At 36.5% G+C, this 26,627-nt stretch carries 26 protein-coding genes and 1 pseudogene; 4 read left to right on the forward strand and 23 right to left on the reverse strand.

Annotated features, from left to right (window positions below; all coding sequences use genetic code 11):
• The 8 genes from RCG25_RS13840 to RCG25_RS13875 form a co-directional block, all read right to left on the reverse strand.
• On the reverse strand, positions 1-2,028 hold the full coding sequence (locus RCG25_RS13840) for an AAA family ATPase (RefSeq protein ID WP_308079400.1): 2,028 nt from the start codon (positions 2,026-2,028) through the stop codon (positions 1-3).
• Complete coding sequence (locus RCG25_RS13845; RefSeq protein WP_308079401.1) at positions 2,025-2,201, reverse strand: hypothetical protein; 177 nt, start codon at positions 2,199-2,201, stop codon at positions 2,025-2,027. Before RCG25_RS13845 ends, RCG25_RS13840 begins: the two co-directional genes overlap by 4 nt.
• Positions 2,182-4,227 (reverse strand): DEAD/DEAH box helicase family protein, encoded by a 2,046-nt coding sequence (locus RCG25_RS13850; protein WP_308079402.1) that lies wholly within the window; start codon positions 4,225-4,227, stop codon positions 2,182-2,184. Before RCG25_RS13850 ends, RCG25_RS13845 begins: the two co-directional genes overlap by 20 nt.
• Positions 4,193-7,426 (reverse strand): sigma factor-like helix-turn-helix DNA-binding protein, encoded by a 3,234-nt coding sequence (locus tag RCG25_RS13855; RefSeq protein WP_308079403.1) that lies wholly within the window; start codon positions 7,424-7,426, stop codon positions 4,193-4,195. The genes RCG25_RS13850 and RCG25_RS13855 overlap by 35 nt, the downstream gene beginning before the upstream one ends.
• A gap of 436 nt (positions 7,427-7,862) precedes the next feature.
• Complete coding sequence (locus RCG25_RS13860; RefSeq protein ID WP_308079404.1) at positions 7,863-9,710, reverse strand: DUF2075 domain-containing protein; 1,848 nt, start codon at positions 9,708-9,710, stop codon at positions 7,863-7,865.
• Positions 9,707-10,021, reverse strand: a complete 315-nt coding sequence (locus RCG25_RS13865; protein ID WP_308079405.1) for a nucleotide pyrophosphohydrolase — start codon at positions 10,019-10,021, stop codon at positions 9,707-9,709. Before RCG25_RS13865 ends, RCG25_RS13860 begins: the two co-directional genes overlap by 4 nt.
• Entirely contained in the window at positions 9,984-10,913 is a 930-nt protein-coding gene (locus RCG25_RS13870) for an EVE domain-containing protein (RefSeq protein WP_308079406.1), read from the reverse strand. The genes RCG25_RS13865 and RCG25_RS13870 overlap by 38 nt, the downstream gene beginning before the upstream one ends.
• A 320-nt stretch (positions 10,914-11,233) precedes the next feature.
• Entirely contained in the window at positions 11,234-11,596 is a 363-nt protein-coding gene (locus RCG25_RS13875; protein WP_308079407.1) for a hypothetical protein, read from the reverse strand.
• A 420-nt stretch (positions 11,597-12,016) separates the two neighbouring features.
• Here RCG25_RS13875 and RCG25_RS13880 point away from each other — a divergent pair, with 420 nt between their 5' ends.
• Complete coding sequence (locus RCG25_RS13880) at positions 12,017-12,259, forward strand: glutaredoxin family protein (RefSeq protein WP_308079408.1); 243 nt, start codon at positions 12,017-12,019, stop codon at positions 12,257-12,259.
• Between the two features lie 368 nt (positions 12,260-12,627).
• Here RCG25_RS13880 and nadR read toward each other — a convergent pair whose 3' ends face one another.
• From nadR to RCG25_RS13915, 7 genes are all read right to left on the reverse strand, one after another.
• Positions 12,628-13,656 (reverse strand): multifunctional transcriptional regulator/nicotinamide-nucleotide adenylyltransferase/ribosylnicotinamide kinase NadR, encoded by a 1,029-nt coding sequence (gene nadR / locus RCG25_RS13885; RefSeq protein ID WP_308079409.1) that lies wholly within the window; start codon positions 13,654-13,656, stop codon positions 12,628-12,630.
• On the reverse strand, positions 13,657-14,352 hold the full coding sequence (gene pnuC, locus RCG25_RS13890) for a nicotinamide riboside transporter PnuC (protein WP_308079410.1): 696 nt from the start codon (positions 14,350-14,352) through the stop codon (positions 13,657-13,659).
• Between the two features lie 13 nt (positions 14,353-14,365).
• On the reverse strand, positions 14,366-15,136 hold the full coding sequence (locus RCG25_RS13895; RefSeq protein ID WP_308079411.1) for an NUDIX domain-containing protein: 771 nt from the start codon (positions 15,134-15,136) through the stop codon (positions 14,366-14,368).
• 323 nt (positions 15,137-15,459) lie between these two features.
• A complete protein-coding gene (locus RCG25_RS13900; protein ID WP_308079412.1) occupies positions 15,460-15,912 on the reverse strand; it encodes a DUF3995 domain-containing protein in 453 nt (150 codons plus the stop codon).
• A 126-nt stretch (positions 15,913-16,038) separates the two neighbouring features.
• Positions 16,039-16,446: a hypothetical protein gene (locus RCG25_RS13905; RefSeq protein WP_308079413.1), complete on the reverse strand. Its 408-nt coding sequence runs from the start codon at positions 16,444-16,446 to the stop codon at positions 16,039-16,041.
• Positions 16,439-17,299 carry a ParA family protein gene (locus RCG25_RS13910; protein ID WP_308079414.1) on the reverse strand — a complete coding sequence of 287 codons (861 nt, stop codon included), beginning with the start codon at positions 17,297-17,299 and terminating at the stop codon, positions 16,439-16,441. The genes RCG25_RS13905 and RCG25_RS13910 overlap by 8 nt, the downstream gene beginning before the upstream one ends.
• Before the next feature lie 171 nt (positions 17,300-17,470).
• Positions 17,471-17,647 (reverse strand): formate dehydrogenase accessory sulfurtransferase FdhD, encoded by a 177-nt coding sequence (locus tag RCG25_RS13915; protein WP_308079415.1) that lies wholly within the window; start codon positions 17,645-17,647, stop codon positions 17,471-17,473.
• 274 nt (positions 17,648-17,921) lie between these two features.
• On the opposite strand from RCG25_RS13915, the gene RCG25_RS13920 reads away from it, so the two are divergent.
• A complete protein-coding gene (locus RCG25_RS13920; protein WP_308079416.1) occupies positions 17,922-18,407 on the forward strand; it encodes a hypothetical protein in 486 nt (161 codons plus the stop codon).
• 89 nt (positions 18,408-18,496) lie between these two features.
• Here RCG25_RS13920 and RCG25_RS13925 read toward each other — a convergent pair.
• From RCG25_RS13925 to spxA, 5 genes and pseudogenes are all read right to left on the reverse strand, one after another.
• Positions 18,497-19,243 (reverse strand): annotated as a pseudogene (locus tag RCG25_RS13925) (IS1595 family transposase); the annotation flags it as partial.
• A 98-nt stretch (positions 19,244-19,341) separates the two neighbouring features.
• Positions 19,342-19,680, reverse strand: a complete 339-nt coding sequence (locus tag RCG25_RS13930; RefSeq protein ID WP_308079417.1) for an IDEAL domain-containing protein — start codon at positions 19,678-19,680, stop codon at positions 19,342-19,344.
• Between the two features lie 103 nt (positions 19,681-19,783).
• The gene (locus tag RCG25_RS13935; protein ID WP_308079418.1) at positions 19,784-20,197 is read right to left on the reverse strand and encodes an RrF2 family transcriptional regulator; all 414 of its coding nucleotides are present in this window, start codon (positions 20,195-20,197) and stop codon (positions 19,784-19,786) included.
• A gap of 139 nt (positions 20,198-20,336) precedes the next feature.
• On the reverse strand, positions 20,337-20,471 hold the full coding sequence (locus RCG25_RS13940) for a BA3454 family stress response protein (RefSeq protein ID WP_308079419.1): 135 nt from the start codon (positions 20,469-20,471) through the stop codon (positions 20,337-20,339).
• Between the two features lie 25 nt (positions 20,472-20,496).
• Positions 20,497-20,892 carry a transcriptional regulator SpxA gene (gene spxA, locus RCG25_RS13945; protein ID WP_308079420.1) on the reverse strand — a complete coding sequence of 132 codons (396 nt, stop codon included), beginning with the start codon at positions 20,890-20,892 and terminating at the stop codon, positions 20,497-20,499.
• Positions 20,893-21,251: 359 nt separating this feature from the next.
• Between spxA and RCG25_RS13950 the strand changes: the two genes are divergently transcribed.
• Positions 21,252-21,536: a DUF3219 family protein gene (locus tag RCG25_RS13950; protein WP_308079421.1), complete on the forward strand. Its 285-nt coding sequence runs from the start codon at positions 21,252-21,254 to the stop codon at positions 21,534-21,536.
• Between the two features lie 18 nt (positions 21,537-21,554).
• Positions 21,555-22,550 (forward strand): LLM class flavin-dependent oxidoreductase, encoded by a 996-nt coding sequence (locus RCG25_RS13955; protein WP_308079422.1) that lies wholly within the window; start codon positions 21,555-21,557, stop codon positions 22,548-22,550.
• 586 nt (positions 22,551-23,136) lie between these two features.
• Here RCG25_RS13955 and RCG25_RS13960 read toward each other — a convergent pair.
• From RCG25_RS13960 to RCG25_RS13970, 3 genes are read right to left on the reverse strand one after another with little or no spacing between them, the layout of a single operon-like run.
• The gene (locus tag RCG25_RS13960; RefSeq protein WP_308079423.1) at positions 23,137-24,087 is read right to left on the reverse strand and encodes a ribose-phosphate diphosphokinase; all 951 of its coding nucleotides are present in this window, start codon (positions 24,085-24,087) and stop codon (positions 23,137-23,139) included.
• 54 nt (positions 24,088-24,141) lie between these two features.
• Complete coding sequence (locus RCG25_RS13965) at positions 24,142-25,107, reverse strand: 2-hydroxyacid dehydrogenase (protein ID WP_308079424.1); 966 nt, start codon at positions 25,105-25,107, stop codon at positions 24,142-24,144.
• A gap of 1 nt (position 25,108) precedes the next feature.
• Positions 25,109-26,620 carry a xylulokinase gene (locus RCG25_RS13970; RefSeq protein WP_308079425.1) on the reverse strand — a complete coding sequence of 504 codons (1,512 nt, stop codon included), beginning with the start codon at positions 26,618-26,620 and terminating at the stop codon, positions 25,109-25,111.
• Between the last annotated feature and the right edge of the window lie 7 nt (positions 26,621-26,627).

Below are 26,627 nucleotides of genomic sequence, written 5' to 3' on the forward strand. Positions count from 1 at the left end.
CTACATCCCCCTAGTTGTTAATGCTTCATGTAGGCTTACTTCTTCCAACTTCGCGTTCATCGGCTCAATTTGATTGATCCGATAGAATTTGCCGAGACGGCCTTCCTCTTTGAACACGCGTTCCTCGCTAGTTGTAAGCTCTGTGTCAGTTAATAATAAAACCCACTGCGATGTTAAGTTCGGGATATTCATGATTAACTGATCACGGTTTACACCACTAATACGGTTAAATGGGGAATCCATGAACAATGGAAACGTAATCGTCATATTATCTCCTGTTGCTACTTGTGCAAGTGCAGTAATAAACGATAATGCAACGATTTGCCGCTGTCCCTGTGAAATATCTTGGGTAATTTCGATTCCCTCTCCCCCAATAATTTCAAGCTCAAATTTATCGTTAATGTTGATGCTACTAATTAAGTTAACGTCTTTTCGGTCGATTAATTTTTTAAAGATATCAGTTGTTAAATCACGCAGCTTATGACGCATCGTCGTACTAAATTCATTTGAAATATCTTTGATGTCTTGGCGTAAACTGTCGATGCGCTCGATTACTTTTGAATCAAATAATAAGCTTTCGTTGTTACGCATCATTTCTTTTAATTCTTTTTCTAAGTTTACTAGTTTAGTTTCCGCAGTAGCGAGCGCCTCTTTTTTAGCAATGATATTCGCTCTGGTTCTCGTTAGGTTAGCTGTTTCATTTTCTAACGCTTGCTTAATCTTATCTAAATTAAGTTCCGTTTCTGCACGGGAGCCAATTTCCTTTTTCTGGACGTCAATATCCCGAATAATTTCTTTGCGCTCACGCTCGATTTCGTTCATTTTTCGCAGCAAACTCATAATGGTTTGTTCAGTTTCGTTGTAATGATTTTCCTTATCAACAATCATATTTTTTATAGAGCTTGACATAGCTGTTAATTCTGAGCGAGTATAGTTTTCTTTCAATGCCTTCACATACTCTAAATTTTCCGAGTGAAGACTCAGATCATTGTTACAGCAAGCACATACATGATTAACTAATGATTGCTCTAATACATCTGCCGGCACAATACTGCCTTGTTGAGAAACGAGCTGACTTAAATAATTTTTTACATTTTGGAAAGAGCTGTTAAATAATAGGAAAGCTGCATCCTTTTTTAATACCTCAACCGCTTGTGCTTTTAAATCATTTAAGTGATTCGTTTTCATTGTCAGTTGGTCTTGATACATTTTAATCCGCTCTTGGATAATCCTAATTCCTTCATTTTGAGAAAGTTGTAAATTATATTTATCAATGAGTTTATTATTTTCTTTCTGGTCAATTTCCAGCTGGTTTATTAATTCGGTAATGCCAGCAATATTTTCTTTTTCTGCTTCGATTTCCCTTTGCTTGGCTTCAATGTTTATGTTTCCAGCACTGCGAATTGCCGCAGCCTTTTCTGAGTTAAATAGAGTATCTAAAAGGGCTTTTGCTTCTTCCACGTTATTAATCTGAAGCAGCTTAAAAATGGCAGTTTTCACTTCTTTTTTGACCTGTGCGTCCGTTTTAGCTAGCGTGTCAATTTTCTCCGCATCAAACAGAAAGAAGTCCTTGATTTCTTCATCCAAGATCTCATTCATTTTTTCACGTACTCGAAGTTCATTATCCAGTAAGTTAGGATTATAGTTCCCCATTTCATCAAATGATGCTAGTTTCACACTATCGAAGCGTTCTTCAATTCGATAGCCTCGCTTTACTCCTCGTACCGAACGAGTCATTTCATACTGCTGGCCGCGATGTTCAAAAAGAATACGAACCGACGCTTTCACAGGACGTGTTGAACTGTCAAGGAGCTTCATGCTTACAAGGTGAATAGGCTCTGATGGGTTGTCCTGTTGAATATGAGTACTCCCATATAAACAAAACATAAGGGCACGGAAGATACCCGTTTTCCCTTTACCATTTTCTCCAAAAATGATCGTAATATTTTTATCATTAGACGCAAACTCAACCTTTTGCTTTCCCATATATTGACGGAAGTTTTCCATTTCTAGTTCTAATAGTTTCATTTTCTCATCTCCATCGTTACACTTTCTCGAATACGATTACGTAAAGTAGCCCTTACTTCATCCTTCTGATTGATTTGATCAATATCAATCAGGAGCTTTTCTAGTAAACTTTTATTTGGTTCTTCCAGCTGATCTAATCGTGCTTGAAGTTCTTTATTCAAAATAGTAGTCACGGTCAAATGCCTCCTTCATTTCTTTATATACATCCCATGGCTTCATATCCATCAAATGATTTAAATTATAAGGTGAAATATAGGGTAAAACTTTATTTTTGGCGGAAGAGCGATTTATCGCACTTCCACAAAACTCAGCAAATCGCGGCAATTCCTTTTTGGCGATCATGGTAAACGTCTTTTCATCCACATCTTGAGGGAATACGATGAAATCATGAATTTCAGCGAGATGCTTCCCAAGTGACTTCCTTAAAATGCGACCCCGGCGTTGAATAAACTCTCTAGGATTTGAAGTACTCGCTAAAAAGTAAGCAACCCTTGTACTTGGCACATCCACACCCTCGTCTAAACATTTAATTGCAACAAGGACTTGAATCTCTTCATTTGCAAAAGCAACTAAAATACGTTGGCGTTCCTTAGTTGGAACAGTTGAATCAAATTTATGCACCTTTAATCCTAATTGACTCAGTGTAACCGTTAACTCATTAACTTGATTTTCAGCACAGTAAACAATTGTATGGTAAATATTCCCTACACCTTTTTCTTCCAGCATAGAAAGTAGACTCGGTATTTTCCCCCAGGCCTTTGCCAAAATAAGCGCACGCTTCCGATTCAATGTACTTAGCTGGTCCTCATTAGGATCCTTTTGATTGTATTGGTTAATTATCCGTCGAGTTAATTTGTTATAAGTGTCAAGCTCGCTGTCTGTTAAACTAACAATGTGTGGCTCATAGGTGTAAGGTGTTAGCTTATTAGCCGCAATGGCTTCATCTAGAGAATATGTATAGACTACATCTTTAAAGAAATCTTTTAAAAACATGGTACCAGTCTCATCCCACCATCGATCAGGTGTAGCTGATAATCCTAAACGTGCCTTTATATTGGCAAAGGATAATTTTCTAAACTGCTGCGACCCTAAATAATGACATTCATCCGCAATTAAAAACACATGCTCCTGCAACTTCGAAACTTGCGCAACGAATTCGGTATTAGCTGCCGCATCATAGGTGGTAATCACAACATGCAAATCGGTAATCCCCAAGTTAAAATTACGCACTTCCGCTTCTAGTTCGGGCAACCACTTCGTCTTCGATTCATAACAGAGCGTTGGGAACTTCACTTCGAAACGTTCACATTCCTTTTTCCACTGATCCACTAAATGCTTAAAAGGTGCAAAAATAATCACGAAAGCCCGTTGATTGTCCTTCTTGTATTGGGACATTGCAAGTAAGCTGGTAATCGTTTTTCCGGTACCTGTGGCCATTTCTAAGATGCCTTTCCAGCCATTTGATTTTAAAGCATTGATAGCTTCTATTTGATAACTATGCGGAACGATTTCCTGCTTCAACTTTGGCTGTTTCGGCTTTTCCCCTTTATACTCCATTAACTTTTCACGTACGATATTTGGTACATCAATGATAGTTAAACCGTTTGTCTCGTTATACCAAAGCCTCTTAAAATCTTCTTTCATATCTTCAATTCGATGTTGGTCTTCATTAGGTAAATAGACGTCAATTTTCTCAAAGTTGTTTTTAACTCCACCGACTGTTTCATTTGCAGAACCCGAAAATGCAACAGTATTACCAGCTAAATCTTCAAATAATCCAAACTTTTCATGGTAGAGCGCATGATTATTGGTAAAAGCAATTTTAATTTCGAGTTGATTGTTGTAAATGAGCCATGCTAAGACATTTAATGTATTTTCTTCGATAGATTGAGCGGAAGACTCTATTGCACGGAGCAACGAACCCTCAATGACATCCCCCTTTGCTTTGTATCCTTTTTCAATGGCATTAATATCCTCAGAGGTAAGCTGCGGATTGGCAACGATTCGAATATGCCCGCCATTGTACAGGAAAACCTCTAATCCCTTGGCAATCATTTTCAGGCTCTCACTCGAAAAATAACCGGCTGCCCTATCATAGCGAACACTTGTATACAAACATTTTTCATAAAAATCACGGTGAATAGTATGAAAGTCAGAACGATATTTATACTGTAGTTGTAGATCGGTTAACTCCATCATTTCGCTCCTTCACTTCAATAAATCCTAAGTCCTTCATCACAAAATATTTGCTCGTTTTAATTTCAATCGGCAACTGGTATGGGTTATGTGCTAGCTTACGCTCAGCCAAAAATTTCGCAACCTCTCTTTCATGGAAATTACCTTCATATTCATTTGTAATGACAAAGTGCACAAGCTCCTCGTAGTTCGTTACATTCAAGTCGTCACGTACTAAGATCCACTTATTATAACGATAATCAGAAATGGTACGAATATAGCGATAACCTACCTCCTGAGCAAAGGCTGTAATGAGCTGTGGCTGCCAAACAAAACTTGAAACCGGCAGCACATCCGTCGTATAGCCTTTTAAATCAAGTGCTGGCAAATAAGACTTATCCTTAAATGACTTTTGTAAATAGACCTTTAAGCTTTGCATCACTTGGTCATTAAAGTCAACTTGTTTGCTATTAATATATTGATACGCAGTATAATTATAGAAAAGCTTTTCTTCTAAAAGGGAAGCAGTTACGCTGGATATACTGCTTTTCGCATAACCCTTTTCCTCTAAGAAATCTTCTAATTCATCACGTCTTAAAATGGTATCAAACCTTTGACTAATGGCTTGTTCAATCGAATTGACTTCACTTTCCTTTAGATATAAAAGCTGCGGGAATCCACGTAGATCCGGGAATAACCATTTTATGATAGATACAAAGGTATATAGATTGGTAATATTCCGTTTTGCTAAGATATCACTTAGCTCATCGTCGAATTCCATTTCAATAAATAAATCGTTTGGGAACAAGTAGTCCTCTTCTATAAAATCCAAGGTAAAGTTTCGTAGCTTTTCTAATTCGTCCTCAGTAAAACTAAAGGAAGAAAATATTCTCACCCCATAGCCATCCAATCTATCTTCTTCTACTACAATTAATTCTCTGGAACGAGCTAAAAGCTGCTCTAATTTATATGCTGGCCATTTAAAATGATCTAATATTTCCTTTTTAGAAAGAACGCCACCGTCCCTTTCCAGCTGGGAAATGAGAACATTTTCAATATCGACCTTTGCCTGATTTGAACGGAAAATTCCTAATGTATTTCCTTTCCCAATGACATACACATCAGCAAAATGATATTGCAAAATACTATAAAGTTGGAAATGCGAATTTATATTGTAACGTTTCCAAGTTTCGAGATTGCGTTGATAAAGGGTATTAGCTGTAACCATCTTCTCGATCTCTAACGCGCTTTCGATAGCGCTTTCGATTTGATCAATAAGCTCCTGAGGAACAGAATTTAAATCATAATACATGAACGTATTACCATCGACTAAAATCACATTCTTTGTATCTCTAATTCGAGCAACAGCAGCCCGTTTCCCACTTTCAAATTGATCATTAAATACCTCACTCATCAGCTCTTGCAGATATTCGAACCCCTCATCCGTCATTTCTAGGGGTCCGGTAAGTTTATGCTTAAACAGATACGTAATTTGATCTGGTAATTTTATTGTATGTTTAAAATACAAGGAGTTTTTACGAACATAACCAATTTCGTCCAACAGCTTATCAATAGATTGAATGGTAAATTCATATTCTCCCTCACTATTAAATTGTTCTAACACTTCGGCAGCATCCAGCAGGGTTTTGTCCCATCCACGAATCTCACCTTGCTGGGTTAAAACATAATCATGTAAACTCTTATTAATAAGAACTCCATCCTTTAACTCTAAGTGTTCATTTTGAGAAACACAAATTGTGAATATTTCTTTAAAGCTTGGATCAATTTCAAGCTTTTCCATAAATGCTTCAATCTTCATGCTCATATCATTTTGCAAAAAGTGATTAAAGTAAATCTCTAAGTAAAGTAGTTTTCCTTGCTGCTGTAGCTTCCCTAAAGCTTTTAGTTCGATTTGCCTTACTCTCTCCCTAGTCAGTCCTACCTGCTCCCCAATTTCTTGAAGGGATTTAACTAAACGACTGATAACGATTTCCCAGGTACGTTCATCCAACAAGTTCTTCATAGCAGCGATTCTCTCATTTACACGCTTAAATTTATTTAAACCGCTGTAAATTAACGACAATTCATCGGCATACTTGATATTTTCTACCATTTCAAAAATGTGAATATTGTCTTCAGATTCATCAAAGGATAAATGTAATAGTCGCTTAACATTTCCTTTTGTCAATTCCATTAAATATGGATAGTTCGGGTGATTTTTTATTGATACCTGAAGCTCTAAAAACTGTCTTTCCTCTTCTTCCTGATTGATTTCATCGATTAATTTTTTTACGTAATCACATTTTTCCTTTATTACTTCTGTTTCAACTGTTGAATATATGTTCTTCTCTTCAGTGACATAAATCTCATCCAGGAACCGTAAGTAATCTACTTGTTTTCTTTCTAACACTCGTTTCAGACGATTGTTAGTGAAATACTCCATCGGGGTCATAGAAACTATTTTTTTCGGTTTTGTAATTTGTCCAAGTGTAATGTTCCTTTCTTCCTTTAGTTCCTCGAGGTATTCTAATAATCTATTGTATTTTGTTCTTCCTACACCTCTTACATGTTGAAAGTTTTCGATAAAGTCAATAGTAAGCTGTGAAAAATACTTCTTTTTATGCTTATGACAATAATCGTTGAATGCCCAGTATTCCCGACCTGCAAAGCATTCTTTTATTAATATATCATCTTGAACCGGTGAAACTTCTAGATCTTCTTCCTCTTTTTCTAGTGAATCTTCTTTGTCTAGACTGAAATCCTTCAAAGTAAAGTCCGCAACTGGAGTAATAATAAACCCCGCCCTTTCTAATTGTTTGGCTAGGAAAGAAGCATCCTTGTTTAAGAAGTAGGCTAAGCCTTCTAGTGGGATATTCAGAAAAAAATAATCGGACTCAGGTTTGTACCGATTAACAAGAGTCTGAATACCGGTAACCGAATTATCAATATCCAAATAGTTGTCTCCCGGTTGATCTGTACTAATGATATGTTTAATTTCATACTGTAATGCGGGAAATACGTTATTTTGATGTTGATCTTTAAATTCGATTCCTCGAAGAATTAATTCGTCACGGATGTTATAAAAGAGAGTAATATCTGACTGATACACTTCTCGAAGATATTGTAATAAATCTGCTTTTTGGAACGCCTCTTGAAGAGTTGCGCTATATATATCTTTTTGTATATTCAAATAGTAGAAAGGAATATTTAAATAATCATTCAAACTAAATCGCCTCTGATCAGAAAAGAAATGAATGTAACAAAATCATAATTTATTATTAATCTATATTTTCTATTGTAATACAAAAAGTTAGTAATTTGTCTAATATAGTCAAAAATACAGGAAGATAAATGTAAATTACTCCAAATATAAGATTTTTTGACAAAGTGTTCCTAATTAGTAACTATTAATTAAATCATTATTTGCAATAATACACTCTTAATCACTCCTATTTTCAAAAAAGCCTATTCCCTCCCGAGTGTATTTTTTTCAGTGGTTATAGTAAAAATAGTTTTGATTAGATTAAAAGACCGAACATGCAGCCGCATGTCCGGTCAAGAATTTGCAATTCCCTTATAAATTGTTCATTTCTTCTACTATATCCTGCACAATTACTACTACTAATGCACGTGATTGTTCATCAATTCATATTTATAAACTACATATGCAATCGAATATACCCTACCAATCCCTTATCACAACAATAAACATAACACCCCTTCATTCCTCTAGTCATCAACGTTTTATAGGTATTCCGAACAAGTTCAACAAGTGGGTCAACCTGCCCTTTTTTCGGCTTTGCTGGTTTTGCTCCCTTGTCCTTAAACTCGTCTCTTCTTATGATTAGTTTTTTAGCTTCTTCGTCATATCCCAGGTCTTTACCGATGATCACACCAACATAATCCATTTCTAAACCTTGAACGGTGTGAATACATCCGATTTGGTTTGCACATTCTGTATGAATCGCCCAGTCAATTCTATTGGGATCATTCCATGGCAATGCAAAGTTATGCTCCTCAATGACAACATCATCTACAAGCTTTCCATCCACAAGATTTTTTGTCCAATCCCATGCGTAACCGGCCAACAATCTGCCACCACGCTTTTCAACTATTTCCTCCTTTAATTCTTGAGGACTGGAAACTAGTTTAAAATCAAAATCTCCTTCTAGCTTAAATGGTTCTTGGTCATTTTTAAGAAGGCTGTCCAGCCAGGATATATAATTTCCTGATCCTGAGCAACGGTATTGTGATTCAAGTTCAACTGTATGTATAGCTGCTCCAAACCTAGCGGCTTCTTTTTCTACCTCTTTTACGCTTCCGATATCTTTTTTCGAGATTTTTTGAAGATCGTCTATAAAGAATACACTTATTCGTGAAGATCGAATGATTTGTGTTACTTGATTTTCTCCTTCAATCTTCTTTTTCATATGTCCTTGCTCTTTTAATCGATGGGCTTCGTCACATATGAGGACATCAAAATAATTTTCAGGTGAGTGTACGTAAGAAGCAGAACCTTTAAAAAGATCCCTTACTTCCACATGACCTGAAGACCCGATTAACTTTTTACGAAGTACTTCCCTAAAAGCCTGATTCGGTGTTATATACTCCACATAAGCTTTCGATTTTAACATATAACTCATTAAATTTAATCCAATGACAGATTTCCCTGTCCCAGGGCCGCCTTTAATAATAATGACATGTTTTTGGTCAGTCTGAGCTTTGAAATGGTTATATTTACTGACTACTTTTTCAAATGCAACCTTCTGTTCATCAAGTAAAACAAACTCTTCATTACCTTTAATTAATGATCCAACTGTTTCAACCAACTTTTTTGATGGTCTAATTTTTCCATTTTCAATGCTTTCTGCAATTTCCCTTCCATTCCCTTTTGAAACCAACTTTCGGATTTTCTTTGCCAAGTCGCGGTCACCGAATTGAAAATAAACTGGAGATTCCTGTAAATATCTACTGTAACGCTTATCCAGAAGCGGCTCCCCGATACTTGCCATAATATAATTATGTAAATAAGCACATGAGTGTAGTTGAATAGCTGATGAGTCACTGTATAGGGACTCGTTAAAATTCTGTAGATATCTCTTATATGAAGATGCTTGATATGCTGGATGAACTGTTTCTCGTTCCCTTCCGCCAAGGTGAGTCCGAACAATACCATCTCCTTCAGCCACTTTTGCTTTCTGCCATTGTTTTAACTCAATAATTACTGCATTTTTCGTGCCCTGTTCGTCTTGTCCTGCGACGAGAAAGTCTATTCTTTTTTCAGATGAAGGTAGCTTATATTCTAATAGTACATGAGTATCATCATTTAAATCTGCATCCCTTAGAACCTTTGCCATTTGAGGAAGGGAGTTTTCCCAAGACCTTAATTCACTCAAAGAAACTACTTTATTCATTTTGGCCAGAACGTTTTTCTTGAGAACGTACCCAATTTTTTTTTCATAAATATGGTTTAAAAAGTTCGAAGAAGTCTCATTATAAATAATCATTTAACTCTTTCCTCACTTTTTTTGACTGGATATTTAATCGCGTTTTTAACCAGTTTGTTTGAAACTTCCTCTTCAAGATCAATCTCCAACTTATCAGCTAGTTGGACTAGATATATTAAGATATCAGCCATTTCTTCTTTAATATTTTGTCTGGATTCCGAGATTGCTTCTTCACTTGTTCGCCATTGAAAATTTTCAAGCAACTCATTTGCCTCAAGTGAAATTGAAATGGCCAAATCCTTTTCATTATGATACTTTTTCCAATCTCGTTCATCACGAAACGCTAAGATTTTTTGTTGGATTTCTTTCATTATTGTCTCTCCTATTTTTTATGATATTCTTAAGTTCCTCCACACTTATCACATGTTCCCTGTCTCGATGCAACATCCTGTGACAATTAGAGCAAACCGGTACTAAGTCCGTTCTTGGATCAATTTCAGTTGCTGCTTCTAATGTGCTCAGTGGGTTTTTATGGTGGATTTCAATGAAGTCTTTGCCATGTTCACCATACACCTCTTCAAAATTAAACCCACATACTGCACATGTAGTTCCGTGTATCTCTATTGCTCTTAAGCGGTTCTTTACTTTCCTTTCATAACGGTTCCCATAGTAGCTTTTCATTTCACCATCTTTATAATAGGAGTCAAATTGAGCTTTATCTGCTTCCAAGTCATTTCGTACGGTATCTTTTAAATCGTTTCTTCTCATTTGCTTTGTATGTAGTTTCGTATATTTCTCCCAAAGCTTATGAAGTAATTTTGCATGTTCCTCTTTTACTAAATAATTTGTATTGTTAGCCATCCGGAGTATTAATAACTCATTAAGTTGAGGATGTTCCTTTAGTTCCATTCTACGTATAAAATGTCCATTAACCAGATGATGTTCTAGTGTAATTGGAATTAAAAATTTTTCATTATCTTCATGCTGTTTTATCCAATATTTACTTGGAGAAATACTTAAACTTGGTTCTCCACTTATGGTCCCTCTCGCAATAATTCCACCTGTACCTTTTTTCTTGCCATCTGAGCGCCAAATATAAACAAGATCCCCTTCTGAAATTTGGTCAAGAAAATGCTGTTGATTTAGTGACCACCAAATTTCAATGTTTTCACTAATATATTGATCTATTTTAAAATCATCAGGATTTCCTTGGAATATCCATGAATTTTGATGTTTGCTAGACTGCGATTGTTCTGATAACATCTTCAAAAACTCCTACTGATAGTTATTTGTCGCCTATGACTTAATTGCTCCACTATACATATGTTTGGAACTATATTTCGACAATTCTATTATACAGAAAATCTGTTATAAATTGGGATTTATATAAAAGTTAATCTAGTAGATTTTCATTTAAACACCAAAGTTCCTTCCCCAAGATTCTGATTCATGATTCAAACTATCCTTTTCCCAAAACAAAAAACACCCACAAATATTGAGAAAACAACAATTGTGAGTGTTTCGTATATATTGGTGTTTGGGGTCGAGAATTAACTATAAAGTACAACCACTTTTTTATAAGATCAAAACCAAAAGGATCTTATTGCAAAAAATGAAGTGGTTAGAAACGCCATAGACCCAATGAATATCAAAATCATCCCTCGTTTTCTATTGACGTTACATAACTTTGCTCCATCTATTATCCAACCGGTCCCTATTAAGAAAAATGCAATATACCTTAAAAGGTCATTATTAAAAACAATACCTATGAAAAATATAAAATATCCGATTTGATGTAGCACGTGAAATAGGACCTGGATAGGGTTCTCAAGTTCTTTTCGAAACTGTTCTTTTTCTGCCACAGTAAATTTTATGTATTCTCTTCTAGCTAGAGTATATCCTATAAATATTGCTACTATAATTGCCCCAATTTGAACTAGAAGCATAGTATTCACCTTCTATTATTAGTCCCTAAAGCCCTTCTCCCAACAATATTTCTGAAGAAGAACAATTGGCTGATTTTTAGTTATTAGACCTATTAATTGGATATGTTAATGAAATAAACCGAATACCCAAACTACTAGATACATTGGAATTGACACAATTATCATTCCTGTAAGTAAATAGCTAATCGACCTTATTATAAATTTAACAAAATCAGATAAAGCTCCTACTATGTCATCAATAAATCTCAACACTAAAAACCATTCCCCTCAAAAAGTGGTAATTATATTTTAACATTATTTTCCTTTAGGGAAACAAATAAATGGGAATTTAATAAATAGTAATCGAGTAGAGTTCTACTTGAACACCAAATTTCCTTTCCCATGATACAATAACCATAATGAAATGGAGGTAATAACAAAATGAAAAAAGTGATAATTTATACGCAAGAAACATGCCCGCCTTGCCATGCGGAAAAATTATGGTTCAAAGAAAATGGAATTGAATTTGAAGAAAGAGACATTCGCAAAAACGATGAATATCTCCAAGAAATTATTGCACTGGGTGCAGCGGCTACTCCAGCAACTATAATCAAAGACGGAGACAGTGAGGAAGTTGTTTTAGGATTTGATCAATCGAGGTTGGCCGAGATATTAGGATTATAAAAGAAAGGCGAACATTGACAGCTATTGTTCGCCTTTTTTCTTTTGGCTCTGTATAACTGAATGTGAATTTCAAAGTGTTTGAAAAATAAACGGAAGAATTCCGCTTATTTCGGGAAATACCCTTATTTCCTTAAAAATAAGGGTATTTTTTCCGTTAATATAATCCAAATCGTTGGATTTCGTCCTTATTTAGAGCAGTTAAGCGGAATTTCTCCGCTTATTACTGCTTATTTAGCCTCCACTATATACAATAGACGGAATTCCTCCGCTTATGAATTCTCATACCTACACCAAAATCAACAATGAATGATACAGAGCCTTTCTTTTTGTAATTTCGAGAGTATCCCTGCTAAAGTTAAAGAGATTGATCACGGAGCAACCAATAGTAACTTTTCAATCAACTCCATTGCACCTTCTAATCTATTTTCATAGCTTCCACTTAATACATAGTAATCAATGTTATGCTTCTTTAATAATACCTTTAAGTGAAGATTGTTATTGTCCCTGGTCGTTTCCTCTCCATGTACTCTTAACCCATCATCCACCCATTTCACATCTGGTTCAAGGAATAACCAAAGATCGTAATCTTGTAATTTGGCAATTTCATCAAGCACCGGTTGATGATTAAAATTGTAAAGGTTTGAATAAAATTGGGTAACGATGGCTTCTGTATCAATAAAAACCAGCTTATATGCCTGTTCAATGGCCTTAAATTCTTCCATCTTATGACCATAGGCAATCTTTTGATAATCTTCCTCAACCAAAATACCTTCGCAGCCACCTAATTCTTCACATAAGGTTCGGCCATATTCTGAAACGTAAGTTGTATTGTAAATTTTCGCGAGGTTTCTCGTTAGGGTTGATTTCCCGCAGCTTTCTGTACCAACCACTACGATTTTTTTTACAAAATAAGGTCTAACAAAAGTAGGGATAAACTCCCAATGATTATAGACGCCCTCATTTCGAATGGCAGTAGCCGAAATGTTCACATGCGTACGCATCGGGTCAATCAGTCTGTGTTTGGAAGTTGGATATAACACTTTAAAAATATCATTATATTCCCTTTCTGAACTAAAAACGTAATCAATCGGCTTTCCAATTTTCTCTTTTATGAGGTGAGCACCTTCTGCCCAGTTGTAGTTGTCATTACCTTGATCATCTTCAATGGCTATTACTTTTACATTCGGCATATCTTTTGATAATTGGGAAAGCCAGCGCAATCGAATGTTAGCTGGAATATAATCCATTTTTGTATCCAGGCAGAGCTCACTGTCTCGTAATTCGCTATGTGATAAAATAACGTACAGTTCATCCACCATAGATGAGGCATAGGTTATGGCATACACATGGCCAAGATGTAGTGGAAGGAACTTTCCTCCGATAAAACCAACTGTCATTTACGCCGCCTCCTGCACTTGTTTGATCGATAACTTTCTCCAATTGATATACCCGTACACGCTATTTACTAGGAATGCGGACCACATGACTAACATGGAAAAGTCATTACCACCTTGCGTAATGAGAGCAGTTACCCATAGGAAAATGGATAGGATGTTTACAGAGATCCATAATAGCCATTGTTCTGTATAGCGTTTTAACATCAATATTTGTGCTGCAATCGATAATACATTTGTGGCTGAATCCGTCCAAACAATTTTACCGCCGAGGAATTTTAAGAAGAATCCATATCCCACGATAAGAATTAGCATCAATAATATGGTATATAGCCATCCCTTTTTCGTAAGGCTCTTAACTATTACATCTTCGCCTTTCACTCCATAATCGGTTTTGTTCTTTTTCCACAGATATATCCCGATAAATTGCACTGGGAAGTAAAACAGCGCATTGAGCATCACCTCTCCGTACAAACCATAACCGTAGGCAATATAAGCATAGGTTCCTGTTTGAATGATCCCAAAGTAATAGTTAGATATTTTCCCCTTTGCTACTAACACCACGCACAGCATGCCAGTTATTGATGAAATTAGGCCGATGAGTGAGTCTTCCCATGCAAAGAATAAATAAATGTTAACCAAAGTGAAGGTAAGCAGCCAAATGATTTCAAATCGTGACCAATTTTTAAATATCCCCATTTCCCTCTCTCCCTTAGCCTTGTAGTTTATTTCGATACACTGAAACAATCGGTTGTTTCTCATTAAAACGGTAAAGCTGAGCAGGTGTTTTCGAATAACGATTGGATTTTTTCGGCTTGCCGTTTTCCGATACCGCTTCAATAAATGGTAGTGTTGGGGCTTTCCTGAAAAAAGCGGCATCTGTCGAGATCGATGGGTCATCTAAAACGGTTAATAACACCCCTTGTAATTCAGAAAGGACAAACTCTTCCGGTAGAAAATGCTTCGCCAATGTGGTTAGCGCCATATCCTTGCGAATAAACCAAATGGCATCATCAATTATTTTACGATGGTCAAACCCAAGTTCGAGTTCTAGTGCTTCTTCCATTGAAAATAGCCTAATTTCCGTAGAATCATAGGTTGTTTTACGAATGTTTAAGGCAGATTCCTTTGCAATCACATAATGTGCATTGGAGATGATCCACCCCCTACTATCACGATTGGGCTCATCATAGATACCAAAATGTTTAATCCGTAATCCACCGACACCTGTTTCCTCTAAAAGCCGGCGTTCCGCTGCTTGAAAAGCAGTTTCACCTGTGCGGACAAATCCACCTGGCAATGCCCACTTACCTGCTTCGACGCTTGGATTGCCTTCATGATCGTGTTCACTACGTTTAATCAGCATGATTTTCAATGTTTTAAGCGGCGGCTTATACTCACCAATCATCTCTGATGTGATAGTAAAGACAGCAATGTCACTGGTATAGCCATCTGGTGTTGTAAATTTATTGGTTGCTTTCATTAATTAATCACCTCTTTAATTAACATTTTGTTAATTGTTAATTACAATATATTCCTTAGCCGCAAGTTTTGTCAACTATATTTTTCCATTGGACCATAGGGACCGATCTGATTGTTTTTAGCCATGAAAATGGCGAAAAGTGACAGTCACTTTCCGCCATTCCCTATTATTATTAGTAAATATTTCCAAAATATAATTATAGTTTTTAACATAAAAATAGCAATAGAAAAAACAATGGAATTGATTTTCCATTGCTTTTATTGTTGAATTTCGCCATTTGTTCGTTATACGTTGAAAATGTATTTTACCACTTGAAAGTTCGCTCATCCATATGTAGATTGTCGAAACCTCATATAAATGATGCTAGAAAAAAAAATGAGACTAATCCACACACAAAGAGGTGAATAGAAGGCGGTATCTTGTTTTGCAAATCTAGTATGTTTGATTTTCTTGAAAAAACCTACATATATCCCTTCACCAATAGCACGTAACAAGAAAACAATTCCTCCAGCTATACAAAGCCATTTTGAAAGAGGGGAGGATTTGATGGCTGCTAACAAATCTAATTGAACTATTAGAAGTACAGATGCAAAAAAGCAAAGTAATCCGATAAAAAGTGGGCCTAACATTCTTGGTCGTAAAACTGGTAATTCACTGTCATCTTTAGTTGGAAGAGCCGTATTTACTCTCCAACTTCCACCAAATGCCCAAAAAACGTGTAACATACCAATAATTATAAATATTAAAGACGTTATTCCTATTAAAATCTTTATCAATTTACCACCTCATCTTTATGAAAGTGTTCATACGATTGTTTACATAATATTATTATCCTTTCAATTTAAGTATTTAAACCTTCATCCTTCCACCAAAATCCTCAATAGAAAGTTTTACGGAACTGCCTATTGCTTGAAAAATACTTCTCCTTTTGACATCTGTTTACCTATTGTTTCCACTATATGTTTGATTATCTTTTCTTTTAATCTCCATCTTCTTACCTTCTGCGCTGGGTCTAGACCATTTTCCACAACTATACTTTTCAAATCTTTCAAATCTAAGGGTTCGAGAAATTCTAATAGGCCATGAGGGCCATCCTTTTGATACATTTCAAAAATATTCATACCGTAGGTTTTTGAGATGGTCTGTGAAGACTTTTTCTTTTTCTGAGCATTTTTTATGTCATTTGATCTTTCGTCTAAACAGCCGAGTATACTTTTTGCGAATTCGTCATCTTCTTCGATCTTTTTGGCAATTGCTATAAATATAGTTGCGATTTGCTTCCTAATATTTGGATTATAATAATCAAACATATTGACAAAACTCCTCTGTTATTTGTGAAAATGCTTCAAATAAAGGGGACCCAGATGAACCATATTTTTGTTTTATTGTATTTACCCCTTCTGCCTCAAAATGAGTCGCATCAGCCGCTTTGGATGCAAGAGGAATTCTGGTTTCAAACAGCCTTGGTAGCTCTCCAGCAGCTGCTTTTGTTTGCATTTTCATTAAGGTAGTTTGGTGCCTAGTAACATTGGAACGATACATGGAAACAATAATGCCAAGAGCTTGAACGTTTGATTCTGTTCTTCTATTAAAACTATTAACACTGGATATTATTTGTGGGATTCCGTAAGTCGATAAATGATCAGGAATAGTGGGTATTAGGTAATAATCACTTATATTTAATCCATTTTGTGTGACAAGTCCTAAATTCGGAGGACAATCAATCAAGACGTAATCATAATTTTTTATGTAGTCATTTACAGACCGTTTTAGTACATCGATCGGACGAATTAAAGCAGTTTGACCAATATTAATTAAACGATCCTGAATTTGAACGAAGTCCAAACTTGATGGCAATAAATGCAAATTTGACAATCCTCCATAAAGGTTAGAACATCCTTGTACAACGGAGCTATCTAAGTAAAAATCGCTGGTATCATCTATCTTGTCTTTAAATAAATGGAACAATGTTCTATTAGAATTGTTCCTCAATGCCCATTCATCTTCTCCTATCAAGGAGACCGTCGAGTTTGTTTGTGGGTCCAAATCAATGACTAAGACTTTATACTGCTTTTCAACAACTAAGAACTCAGCCAATCCTACGGTAAGTGTAGTCTTGCCTACACCTCCTTTGAGGTTAATAATACTTATAACTTTAGACATACTAACTCCTCCAATTCTAAGTAGCATGTCATAAATATATTCATACATATTTTGTCCCATTTCATACAAATATGAAGTTTCTGATAAGACAGTAATTCCATAGGACGAAAAAAAGCACTGCTTCAATTGATGAAACGGCACTTCATTAAGTAGAGATGAACACCCTGAACCTCAATACGATCCGGTCGTGTATAAAGTATTTAATGAATGATTGCGGGGAAAACCAACAGTTATAAAATGTAGCTCTTCCGCTAGCATTAGAGCCAATCCGGTCAGAGCTGATTTAGATAGAACAATGCCGCAGCCATTTTCCACAAGCGTGACAACAATGCGAACAGTGACAGGCACTGTTCGCCATTTTTACATACATCCATTTATTGGTTATGTCACAACAGCCATCCCTCTTCTCTCTAATCTACAAAAACACCCCAACCGTCGGAATAGCCACCATGTGGTTTTACTTAAATTATTTAATTCATTGGGCTGTTTTCGTAAACTTTGTTGTTTTTGTGAATAAAACACTCTTGTTAAAATAAAAGGATTATTTAATGTTTTGTTAAAAATTTCATAATAAAAGATATTTGGTTAATGTATAATTCGAAATGAGGAGGGAGTGATAAACGTGAAAAAATCATTTATATTTGCGGGGATACTTGTCATAGTGGTATTAATTGTTATATTTACTTTCTTTACTTTAAAAAGTCTAAATAATGCACCATATTTAGAAGGTAAGTCAGCACCAGTTCCTACCATCACTTTAAATGGTAATAATATGGAACATACATATGATAGTTTTTGTTGGAATGAAGATTGTAGCCAAACAAAACACAATCCATCTTCTATTCCTATAACCAATGTCAATAAAGGGGATATAATTGAAATTTCTTGGAAAAATTTTAAAAATAAACCCAATCGGGTTATCCTACACAATATCACAACAGGCGAAAATATTGCTTACCATTTGGCAGAGAGTGACATTGAAATAGATGTACCTGAACAAGTAAAACAATATCAATATGAAGTAATGTTTCAATGGTATTTAGGTCAATCCAATGACCTTAGAGGAGAATCTTTTCTGAACTTTGGAGTGAATCCCTACAAAGAATAAGGGCGTATAGGAGAAATTCTATATGTCTTTTTTTGGCTTCTATAAGAATAAATTAATATTGCAAATCGAAAAAGCATTCTATGGATTTTTTAAGCAGTTTTGCCCCTCAATATATTGACAGTTATGCTATTTGATTTTTGGCAAGCCGAAATAAGCATTTGTTCGACTCGATTTCCAAAAGATAGGTTTTTACCCAATTCAAGCCATTGAAACCAGTAGAGGTAGTTATCCAAATATGGCGTAGCAACCCCTTTAAAACGCTCCATCCATCCTTTCAAACGATTATGAGAATTATTAACTTGTTGAATGTGGTATTTGCCTTTTTTCACACGTTGTTTTTGACGTTCATTGACCGTTTCGTGTTATAAGCCTTTGATTTTGGCAAATTTCTTGTAGTTGATGGCTGTATCTGTGCATAACAAGGCAGACGAGTGAATATACTCACCTAACACATTGTCGATTTCTTCGGCTTTAACACGCCCTGTTCCTGCTTTACGAGCAATCATATTGCCATTACAGTCTTGTGCCACCACAACAGCAATTTTAAGTTTTGAGATACCTCTTTTCTTGTCTTTTTCTCCACGTTTCTTGGCTTTTCTATGGGTGATTACTCGACCTTTCATAGACTCACGAAAAAAGGTTTCGTCACTTTCAATGATACCTTGTAATTGATTAAAACCAAGACTTCCTAATGCGTTCAAGATTTTATGCCTCCAATAAAAGGCAGTGGAAATGTGGATTTTGAGGCGTTTAGCGATTTTAGGTAGTGTATAACCTTCTACCATAAGTTCAATGTACTTCACCCACTTTTCAGGGTATCGTGAACTGAAAAGTGGGTATTGGAACGGATCTTCCGTTCCCATTGAAAGCACAGTTTTTGTATTTTAATGATTTTATTGTCTGCCATTGTCTGCCCATTTTATATAAAGAAGTGTTATTCCATTTCATTAACAAGCTGTTTCATTGCGTTTAACTCGGAAGAAAGTTCCTTAAACCATTCCTTATCCCCTGTTGATAAGGCCAAGTCTATGAGAAATTCTATTTGTACCTTGTTTGTCACATTCGTAACCGGAAGTCGTTTAACCCGTTTGCTTAAAACTGGGATTGTTTTTCCAATCTTGTCATTATTGTCGCTATTTACAACCGTTACTTTTACTAATCCTTCAGGAATATTAGGTGACAGTGATTCAATATAACCAATGATTAATTCCCCGTCCCATGATTCTCCCTTGATCCAGTCGCCTGGTTGTAAGATGGTATTATTGGACAACATACGTCTCACCTTCTTTATTTATTCTTAGTTTCATCCAATCAGATATACTCACTAGGTAAATCTGTAATTTTTTTTATTACATTTCAATTAAAGAGATCTGCGGTCAAAGCCGCTTACTAACGAGATTGACAACCTCTTTCATGGTATAATCCTTTAAATATTCACCCAGATGTTCTTCCGCACCTAAGAAAATGCTGCATAAAACACTTTGCATATTGGCACCGACAATACACTCATGATTCGATTCAGGACACTTAGGCTGGAGAGCACCTTCTGAAGTAATCTTATATATATCCCAAAGGTTAACTTTATTTAGATCAAGCGCAAAAATAAATCCTCCGCCAGTTCCCTCTTTGGATTTAATAAATTCATGTTTTTTTAACAAACTCAGCACTTTTCGAATCCGTACTGGATGGACGCCGGCACTTTCTGAAATAGCCTCACTTGTTGACATCCGGTCCGGCTGTAGCGCAAGATAAGTCAAACTATGAATGGCAAGGGTAAAATTACTATTCATGTTCTTGCCTCCTAAGAAATGAAACGACACATACCTTAATACTATTGTGTGCATCTTTTCAATATTAATGACGTACTGTAATAGTATACATTACAGATTATCTTGTCAATCATTAGGGTTTTCAAGGTTAGTGATTAGTTTAAATATCCCATTGTTTTTTGACTTGTTCCTCGGCTAACCGTTGAATGTTTTCCCATGCTGTATCTTTTTTCACAATAACATTGGTGTTGTAATTTTTTTCTTTATAATTAACAGTTACGAATACTTCGATCATTCCTTTTTCCTCCTTTAAAAAACCATTAATTTGCCGCTTTTTGCAATTCGTTGTACAAGTATGTGCGAACCTTTCGAGGCAGAAAACTACGAATTTCGTCCTCGTTATAGCCCACCTGTAATCTTTTTTCATCCTGGATAATTGGCCGGCGTACCATTTTAGGATTCTCCATTATTAAGGTATAGAGTTCATTAAGTGAAAGAGATTCAATATCTATATATAATTCCTGAAAAGTTTTTGAATTAGTTGAAATAATTTCGCTAGTCCCCTCTTCTGTTAAGCGAAAAATCGATTTAATCTCTTCGACTGTTAGCGGATTGGCTAAAATATTTCTTTCGATATAGTCAATGGAATGTTCCTCAAGCCAAGCTTTCGCTTTTCGACAAGATGTACAGCTAGGGGTTGTATAAAGAGTTACCATCCTTACTCACTCTCCTAAATATTTGTTGGAAAATATACGGTACAATACCTACTTGGTTATTTGGTATTTACCCCGAAATTAGGCGATAAAACCTCACAGTTATTATTAAACTGCTGAGTTATCGCTTCTTTATTAAATGTAATAAAAATAAATACAGTTTCTATACTGTAAATTTAATCGTTACAGTTAAAAATGTCAACAGTAAAATTTATACTATTTTTATTTAGTTTTTTAAATTCATCTTTTTTAACATACATTAACTAAATACTTGGAACTGATTATTATAGTCCGTTTGATTTGCTCCACTATTGGAACAATGCTATTATTTTTCATACAAACTTCATAAGGGGATGATTTTTATGGTAAAAGAAATAATCTTAAATGATACATCGATTCATGTAGACCATTATAAAGAAGAGGCTGACGATGGTTTACATAATATTATTATTATTTTCAAAGTGACGAGTGAGAAATATCATGACATTACGACACTGTTATACGAAGGCGTCTTTGATGTAAAAGTTCCTGAAAGAGGTTTAGCGTTTAGAGGAAAAATTCAGCAATATTCCACTTCAATTACAAACTTATATGAAAAAGAACAGGTTGGAGATTTTACATTATCATTGCACGAAGTGAAAAATTAAGAAAGAAGGCATGGATTAGTGAAATTAAGTATATTAGATCAGTCACCCATCTCTTCTGATCAAACTGCTAGTGATGCGTTGAATGAATCTGTGAAGCTAGCGCAAGCTGGTGAAGCGCTAGGGTATTCGCGGTATTGGATTGCCGAACATCATGATCTTCCTGGACTTGCCTGCTCTTCCCCTGAAGTGATGCTTAGTTATATTGGAGTCCATACAAAACAGATCCGGATCGGCTCCGGGGCTGTCCTATTGCCTCATTATAAACCCTATAAAGTGGCAGAGGTTTACAATATGCTGGCTACATTGTTTCCGAATCGCATCGATATCGGCATTGGCCGTGCACCCGGCGGTTCTGCTGAAGCCACTAATGCTTTATCAGATAACTTTTTACAACAGGTATGGAAAATGCCAAATTTAGTGGAAGAACTGCTTCATTTTCTCCATGATGATTTTCCTGAAGATCATGAGTTTTCAAAAATCACGGCCTCGCCAATGCCACAAGTGCCACCAATGCCGTGGATCCTTGGCACAAGTAAAAAAAGTGCTTTACTTGCAGCTAAAAATGGTTTGGCTTATGCATTTGGTCAGTTTATGAGCGAAAATAACGGAGCCGCTATCATTGAACAATATATAGATGCCTTTGAACCAAAGAAACACGGTCCATTTCCTCAAGTATTGTTAACAGTTTCCGTGATATGTGCAGAAACTACGGAAAAAGCAGAAGAAATTGCGTTGAGTTCACTTATTTGGGCCATTCAAAAAGATAAAGGTGAAGGCAAATATGTTCCTTCTATCGAAGAAGCTAAGAATTATGAACTTAATGAAAAAGAAAGAGAAAAATTAGTGCAAATGAAACAAAATATGATTGTGGGCGATCCGCAAGAGGTCGGTAAGAAACTTTATCAGTTACAAGCTGAATTTAAGGCGGATGAAATCATGTTGGTGACGATTACTCACTCTCCGAAGGACCGCATGGAATCTTATAGACTAATTGCAGCAGAAGTGCTTTCATAATTTTTAATAAAAACAATTTTTTCAAATTACTTATAACCCCCTCATAAATTTGAAACATAAGGGGGTTTTTACATTTCATTCTATAATGATAAGTGCCACTAAAATTTCATTGAGAAGTTTAGGCGAACAGTGACAGTCACTGTTCGGCTTCCTTTTCAAACATCCATTTATTGTTTAGCCTTCCGTTTTTACATAAGATAGTGTCACTAGAATGCATCCCTGCTCTCAAAAACGCCCCAACCATCAAAATAACCACCATATGGTTTTACTTACATTGTCTAACTTAAAATTCACTCCATCTTTAAATAAACTTTGCAATGCCTCTCCATCCGCATCATTTGGGAATTTCATTTGTTTTTCCTCCATATTCTTTTAAATTCAATGGTGTCAATATAAATCACTAAGTTGATCTTCATCTCAAAATAGTTGCTTTCCCTGTATTCGAATAATTTATTATTGGAAATTTACTCCTGTTATAATAAGGCTAAAGAAACTGCCCCTTTTAAAGAGACAGTTTCTTTGTTTAAGTTTATAGTTTTTTTTACCTTCAACTCCAAATGAAAAACGTTAATCCAACGACCCCCATTTATTCAAATAATGGGCTAACTGCTTTTTCGTTATGAATCCTGGCGATTGCCTCTACTAGGAGTGGTCCTACGGATAGGGAGGTGATTTTGTTAATCATTTTTTCTTCAGGAAGTTCGATGGTATTGGTGACCACTAGCTCTGTAATGGGCGATGCCTCTATTCTACTGATTGCTGGCCCGGAGAGAACAGGATGAGTGCAACAAGCATACACCGCTTTTGCTCCTTTTTCCATGAGGGCGCTAGACGCTAACGTAATGGTGCCCGCTGTATCTATTAAATCATCAATAATAATGGCATTTTTGCCTTCGATATTCCCAACGATATTCATGATTTCGGCTACATTCGGTTCTGGACGTCTTTTATCAATAAAGGCAATAGGTGCATGTAATCGGCTCGCCATTTTTCTCGCCCTTACAACCCCGCCATTATCGGGTGCCACAATGACCATATCCTCCAATCCCTTATTCTCAAAATACTGTGAAAGAATCGGAACACCTATTAGCTGATCAACAGGGATGTCAAAAAAACCTTGAATTTGCGGAGCATGAAGGTCCATTGTAATCACCCTTGTCACCCCAGCAGTCTCCAATAGGTTCGCAATAAGTTTCGCTGTAATTGGTTCGCGTGAACGAGCCTTTCGGTCTTGGCGAGCATATCCATAATAAGGAATAACTACGTTAATGTTTTTAGCTGAAGCCCTTTTCAATGCATCAACCATGATTAGAAGTTCCATAATATATTCATTCCCCGGCTGGGAAGTGGATTGAACTAAATACACCTCACTGCCGCGGACACTTTCTTCGATATTAATTTGAATTTCACCATCACTAAAGCGTGATACAGAGCATCTCCCCAGCTCACAACCCAATAGCTGAGCCATCTCTGTAGCCAGCTTTGGATTGGAATTTAAGGTAAACATCTTAAAACGTTCATTTAATCGATAAGTCACTTAAAGTCCTCCATGAAGTCATTATGAATCAAACCTTTATACACATGCGTTTTACTATATAAAAATTGGGTTAATCGGTTCCTCACCAGTTAAAACATTCGTTAGATTATCAACTGCTAACCTCGCCATCTTCATTCTAGTTTGAATTGAAGCACTTCCTATGTGGGGTAGCATGATCACATTCGGCAAGGAAAGCAATGGATGATCTACCGGAACGGGTTCTTGTTCAAAAACATCGAGACCGGCAGCCCAGATATCCCCAGCCTTCAACGCTTGAAATAATGCATCTTCATCAACAATTCCACCTCGTGCCGTATTAATGAGGATGGCTGTACGTTTCATCAGCAACAATTCTTCTTTCCCAATTAAGTGATGAACCTCTGGGCTGTAAGGCAAGAGTAGGCAAACAAAATCGGATTGCTGTAACAAATCCCCCAACTCCGCATAGTGAATACCTAGTTCTTCTTCTTTTTCCCGTTTTCGCGTCCGACTATGGTAAAGAACATTCATGTCAAAGCCCTTTGCACGCTTAACCAATGCTTCCCCAATTCTTCCAAACCCAATAATACCTAATGTGGCCCCATATACATCCTGCCCTGTTAGCTGCATCAAGGACCATGCTCCCCATTCCCCACTACGTAAGAAATCGGAGGCCTCGACCACTCTTCTGGCTGTAGTCATTAACAGCGTAAACGTTAAATCTGCTGTCGTTTCTGTTAATACTCCCGGTGTATTGGTCACCACAATCCCTCTTTTAGCAGCCGCTTGAACATCGATATGGTTGTAGCCAACTGAGCACGAACTAATCACCTTTAAATGCTGGGCTTTCGTTAGCACCTCTTCATCTATGGAATCAGTTAAAAGACAAATAAGGCCGTCCACTTCTTCTACTTCCTTCAGTAGCACTTCTCTAGGAACAGGGATTTCTTCCTCCTCCCACATTGTGACTTCAAAATGGCTTGAAAGTTTATCAATCATTTCTTCGGGTAGCCTTCTGGTTACATAAACCTTACATTTCAACTCATTCCCCCCCTTTCAAGCTTTGGGCAGCACTTATCGCAAAAAATGTCTTTAATGACGGATATAATTCCAAAAAGACATGATACAAACGATCATAGGGTTGTAACTGGTCTTGCTTCGGTTCTATTTGACAAACCGTTGGATTATTAATTTTTCCCACCGCTTCTTCTAATGAAGAAAAGTAGCCAATTGCTGTTCCACCTATTAAACAGGCACCTAATACGCCTGTTTCAGAAATGCTCTTAATATGAATACACTTGTTTAAAACATTGGCTTTGATTTGAGCCCAGTCCTTATTCTTTGCACCACCGCCAATGGAAGAAAAGTGATCTACCTGAATCTTGTAGTTGGTTTCAATAATTTCATAGATTTGTCTCAGTCCAAAGGAACACCCTTCTAAAATGGCGCGAAACATGTCCGCCTTCGATGTGTTCAAATGAATCCCAGCAAAAACCCCTCTTGCATTGGCGTCCCAAATTGGGGACCGTTCCCCTTGCATATAAGGAAGGAAAAAAACACCATTCGCTCCTATAGGAGATTGTTTACATAAATCTTCAAAAATAGCTTTCGTGTGTCCCTCTGGTTTTAACCATTGCTCATAAAACCATTGGATTGATACACCTGGAAACGACATCGCTCCATGTGATAGCCAACGATCTTTGATCACGTGACATCTATTCAAAAAGCGACTATCTAAACAATCGGGCTGATCTGTACAAACCGTTAACACATTGGATGTCCCAACAGACTCAAACATTTCATTGATTCCAACCCCTAATGCCACGGCAGAGCATGAGGTGTCCGCAGCCCCCGCAACAACCGGAACGGTGCCCTTGGAGGAAACTTCCGGGAGGATCAAATCTCCTATAATCGAATGAGGGTCGACGACCTTTGGCAGCTTCTCTCCATCAATCCCGACCTTTTCATAAATTTTTGACGACCATTGATAATTTTCAACATCATACATTCCTGTGAAAGAGCTCTGAGTCCAGTCCATGACAAAACAACCAGTGAGCTTGTGTAGAATAAACGTAGAAATATTTCCCCATTTATGCGTCTGTTCATATAGGTCTGGATGATGTTTTTTGAACCACAAATGGGTTGTAACCGTATACATTCCTGGCTCTAACCGGTTCCTCGTTACCTCGTATAGCAAGTCTTCACCCACTACATCCTTGATCCAGTCTGCTTCGGCTTTACTTCGTTGATCTAAATACATAATTCCGTGAGATAAAGGCTCTCCCTTTTCATTTAAAAAGACAGAGGAATTGCAAAAAGTAGAAAGGGAAACGGCATCAATCGTACCCTCCATTTCTACTTGATGCCACACTTTCAAAAGCAACGATTTCGTCTTACACCAAATATCCTCTAAGTCAATTTCTACCCAGCCCTTTTGGGGATAAAGAAGGGAGTATGGCTGGTACTCTAGGTAAGCCATTACACCTTCTTTATTCATTGATCCGACTTTGATTCCACTCGTGCCAATGTCAATTCCAATAATGTGAGACATCATTTATCAC

Source organism: Neobacillus sp. PS2-9 (assembly GCF_030915525.1).
In the GTDB taxonomy this organism is placed as follows: Bacteria; Bacillota; Bacilli; order Bacillales; family Cytobacillaceae; genus Neobacillus.

Excerpts from the sequence above, each read along its gene's own strand:
- RCG25_RS13935 (WP_308079418.1), bottom strand. The coding sequence starts at position 20,197 with ATGAATAGTAATTTTACCCTTGCCATTCATAGTTTGACTTATCTTGCG.
- RCG25_RS13840 (WP_308079400.1), bottom strand. The coding sequence starts at position 2,028 with ATGAAACTATTAGAACTAGAAATGGAAAACTTCCGTCAATATATGGGA.
- spxA (WP_308079420.1), bottom strand. The coding sequence starts at position 20,892 with ATGGTAACTCTTTATACAACCCCTAGCTGTACATCTTGTCGAAAAGCG.
- RCG25_RS13930 (WP_308079417.1), bottom strand. The coding sequence starts at position 19,680 with ATGTTGTCCAATAATACCATCTTACAACCAGGCGACTGGATCAAGGGA.
- RCG25_RS13875 (WP_308079407.1), bottom strand. The coding sequence starts at position 11,596 with ATGCTTCTAGTTCAAATTGGGGCAATTATAGTAGCAATATTTATAGGA.
- RCG25_RS13865 (WP_308079405.1), bottom strand. The coding sequence starts at position 10,021 with ATGAAAGAAATCCAACAAAAAATCTTAGCGTTTCGTGATGAACGAGAT.
- RCG25_RS13895 (WP_308079411.1), bottom strand. The coding sequence starts at position 15,136 with ATGAAAGCAACCAATAAATTTACAACACCAGATGGCTATACCAGTGAC.
- RCG25_RS13850 (WP_308079402.1), bottom strand. The coding sequence starts at position 4,227 with ATGATGGAGTTAACCGATCTACAACTACAGTATAAATATCGTTCTGAC.
- RCG25_RS13870 (WP_308079406.1), bottom strand. The coding sequence starts at position 10,913 with ATGTTATCAGAACAATCGCAGTCTAGCAAACATCAAAATTCATGGATA.
- RCG25_RS13950 (WP_308079421.1), top strand. The coding sequence starts at position 21,252 with ATGGTAAAAGAAATAATCTTAAATGATACATCGATTCATGTAGACCAT.
- RCG25_RS13970 (WP_308079425.1), bottom strand. The coding sequence starts at position 26,620 with ATGATGTCTCACATTATTGGAATTGACATTGGCACGAGTGGAATCAAA.
- RCG25_RS13910 (WP_308079414.1), bottom strand. The coding sequence starts at position 17,299 with ATGTCTAAAGTTATAAGTATTATTAACCTCAAAGGAGGTGTAGGCAAG.
- RCG25_RS13860 (WP_308079404.1), bottom strand. The coding sequence starts at position 9,710 with ATGATTATTTATAATGAGACTTCTTCGAACTTTTTAAACCATATTTAT.
- nadR (WP_308079409.1), bottom strand. The coding sequence starts at position 13,656 with ATGACAGTTGGTTTTATCGGAGGAAAGTTCCTTCCACTACATCTTGGC.
- pnuC (WP_308079410.1), bottom strand. The coding sequence starts at position 14,352 with ATGGGGATATTTAAAAATTGGTCACGATTTGAAATCATTTGGCTGCTT.
- RCG25_RS13905 (WP_308079413.1), bottom strand. The coding sequence starts at position 16,446 with ATGTTTGATTATTATAATCCAAATATTAGGAAGCAAATCGCAACTATA.
- RCG25_RS13880 (WP_308079408.1), top strand. The coding sequence starts at position 12,017 with ATGAAAAAAGTGATAATTTATACGCAAGAAACATGCCCGCCTTGCCAT.
- RCG25_RS13940 (WP_308079419.1), bottom strand. The coding sequence starts at position 20,471 with ATGATCGAAGTATTCGTAACTGTTAATTATAAAGAAAAAAATTACAAC.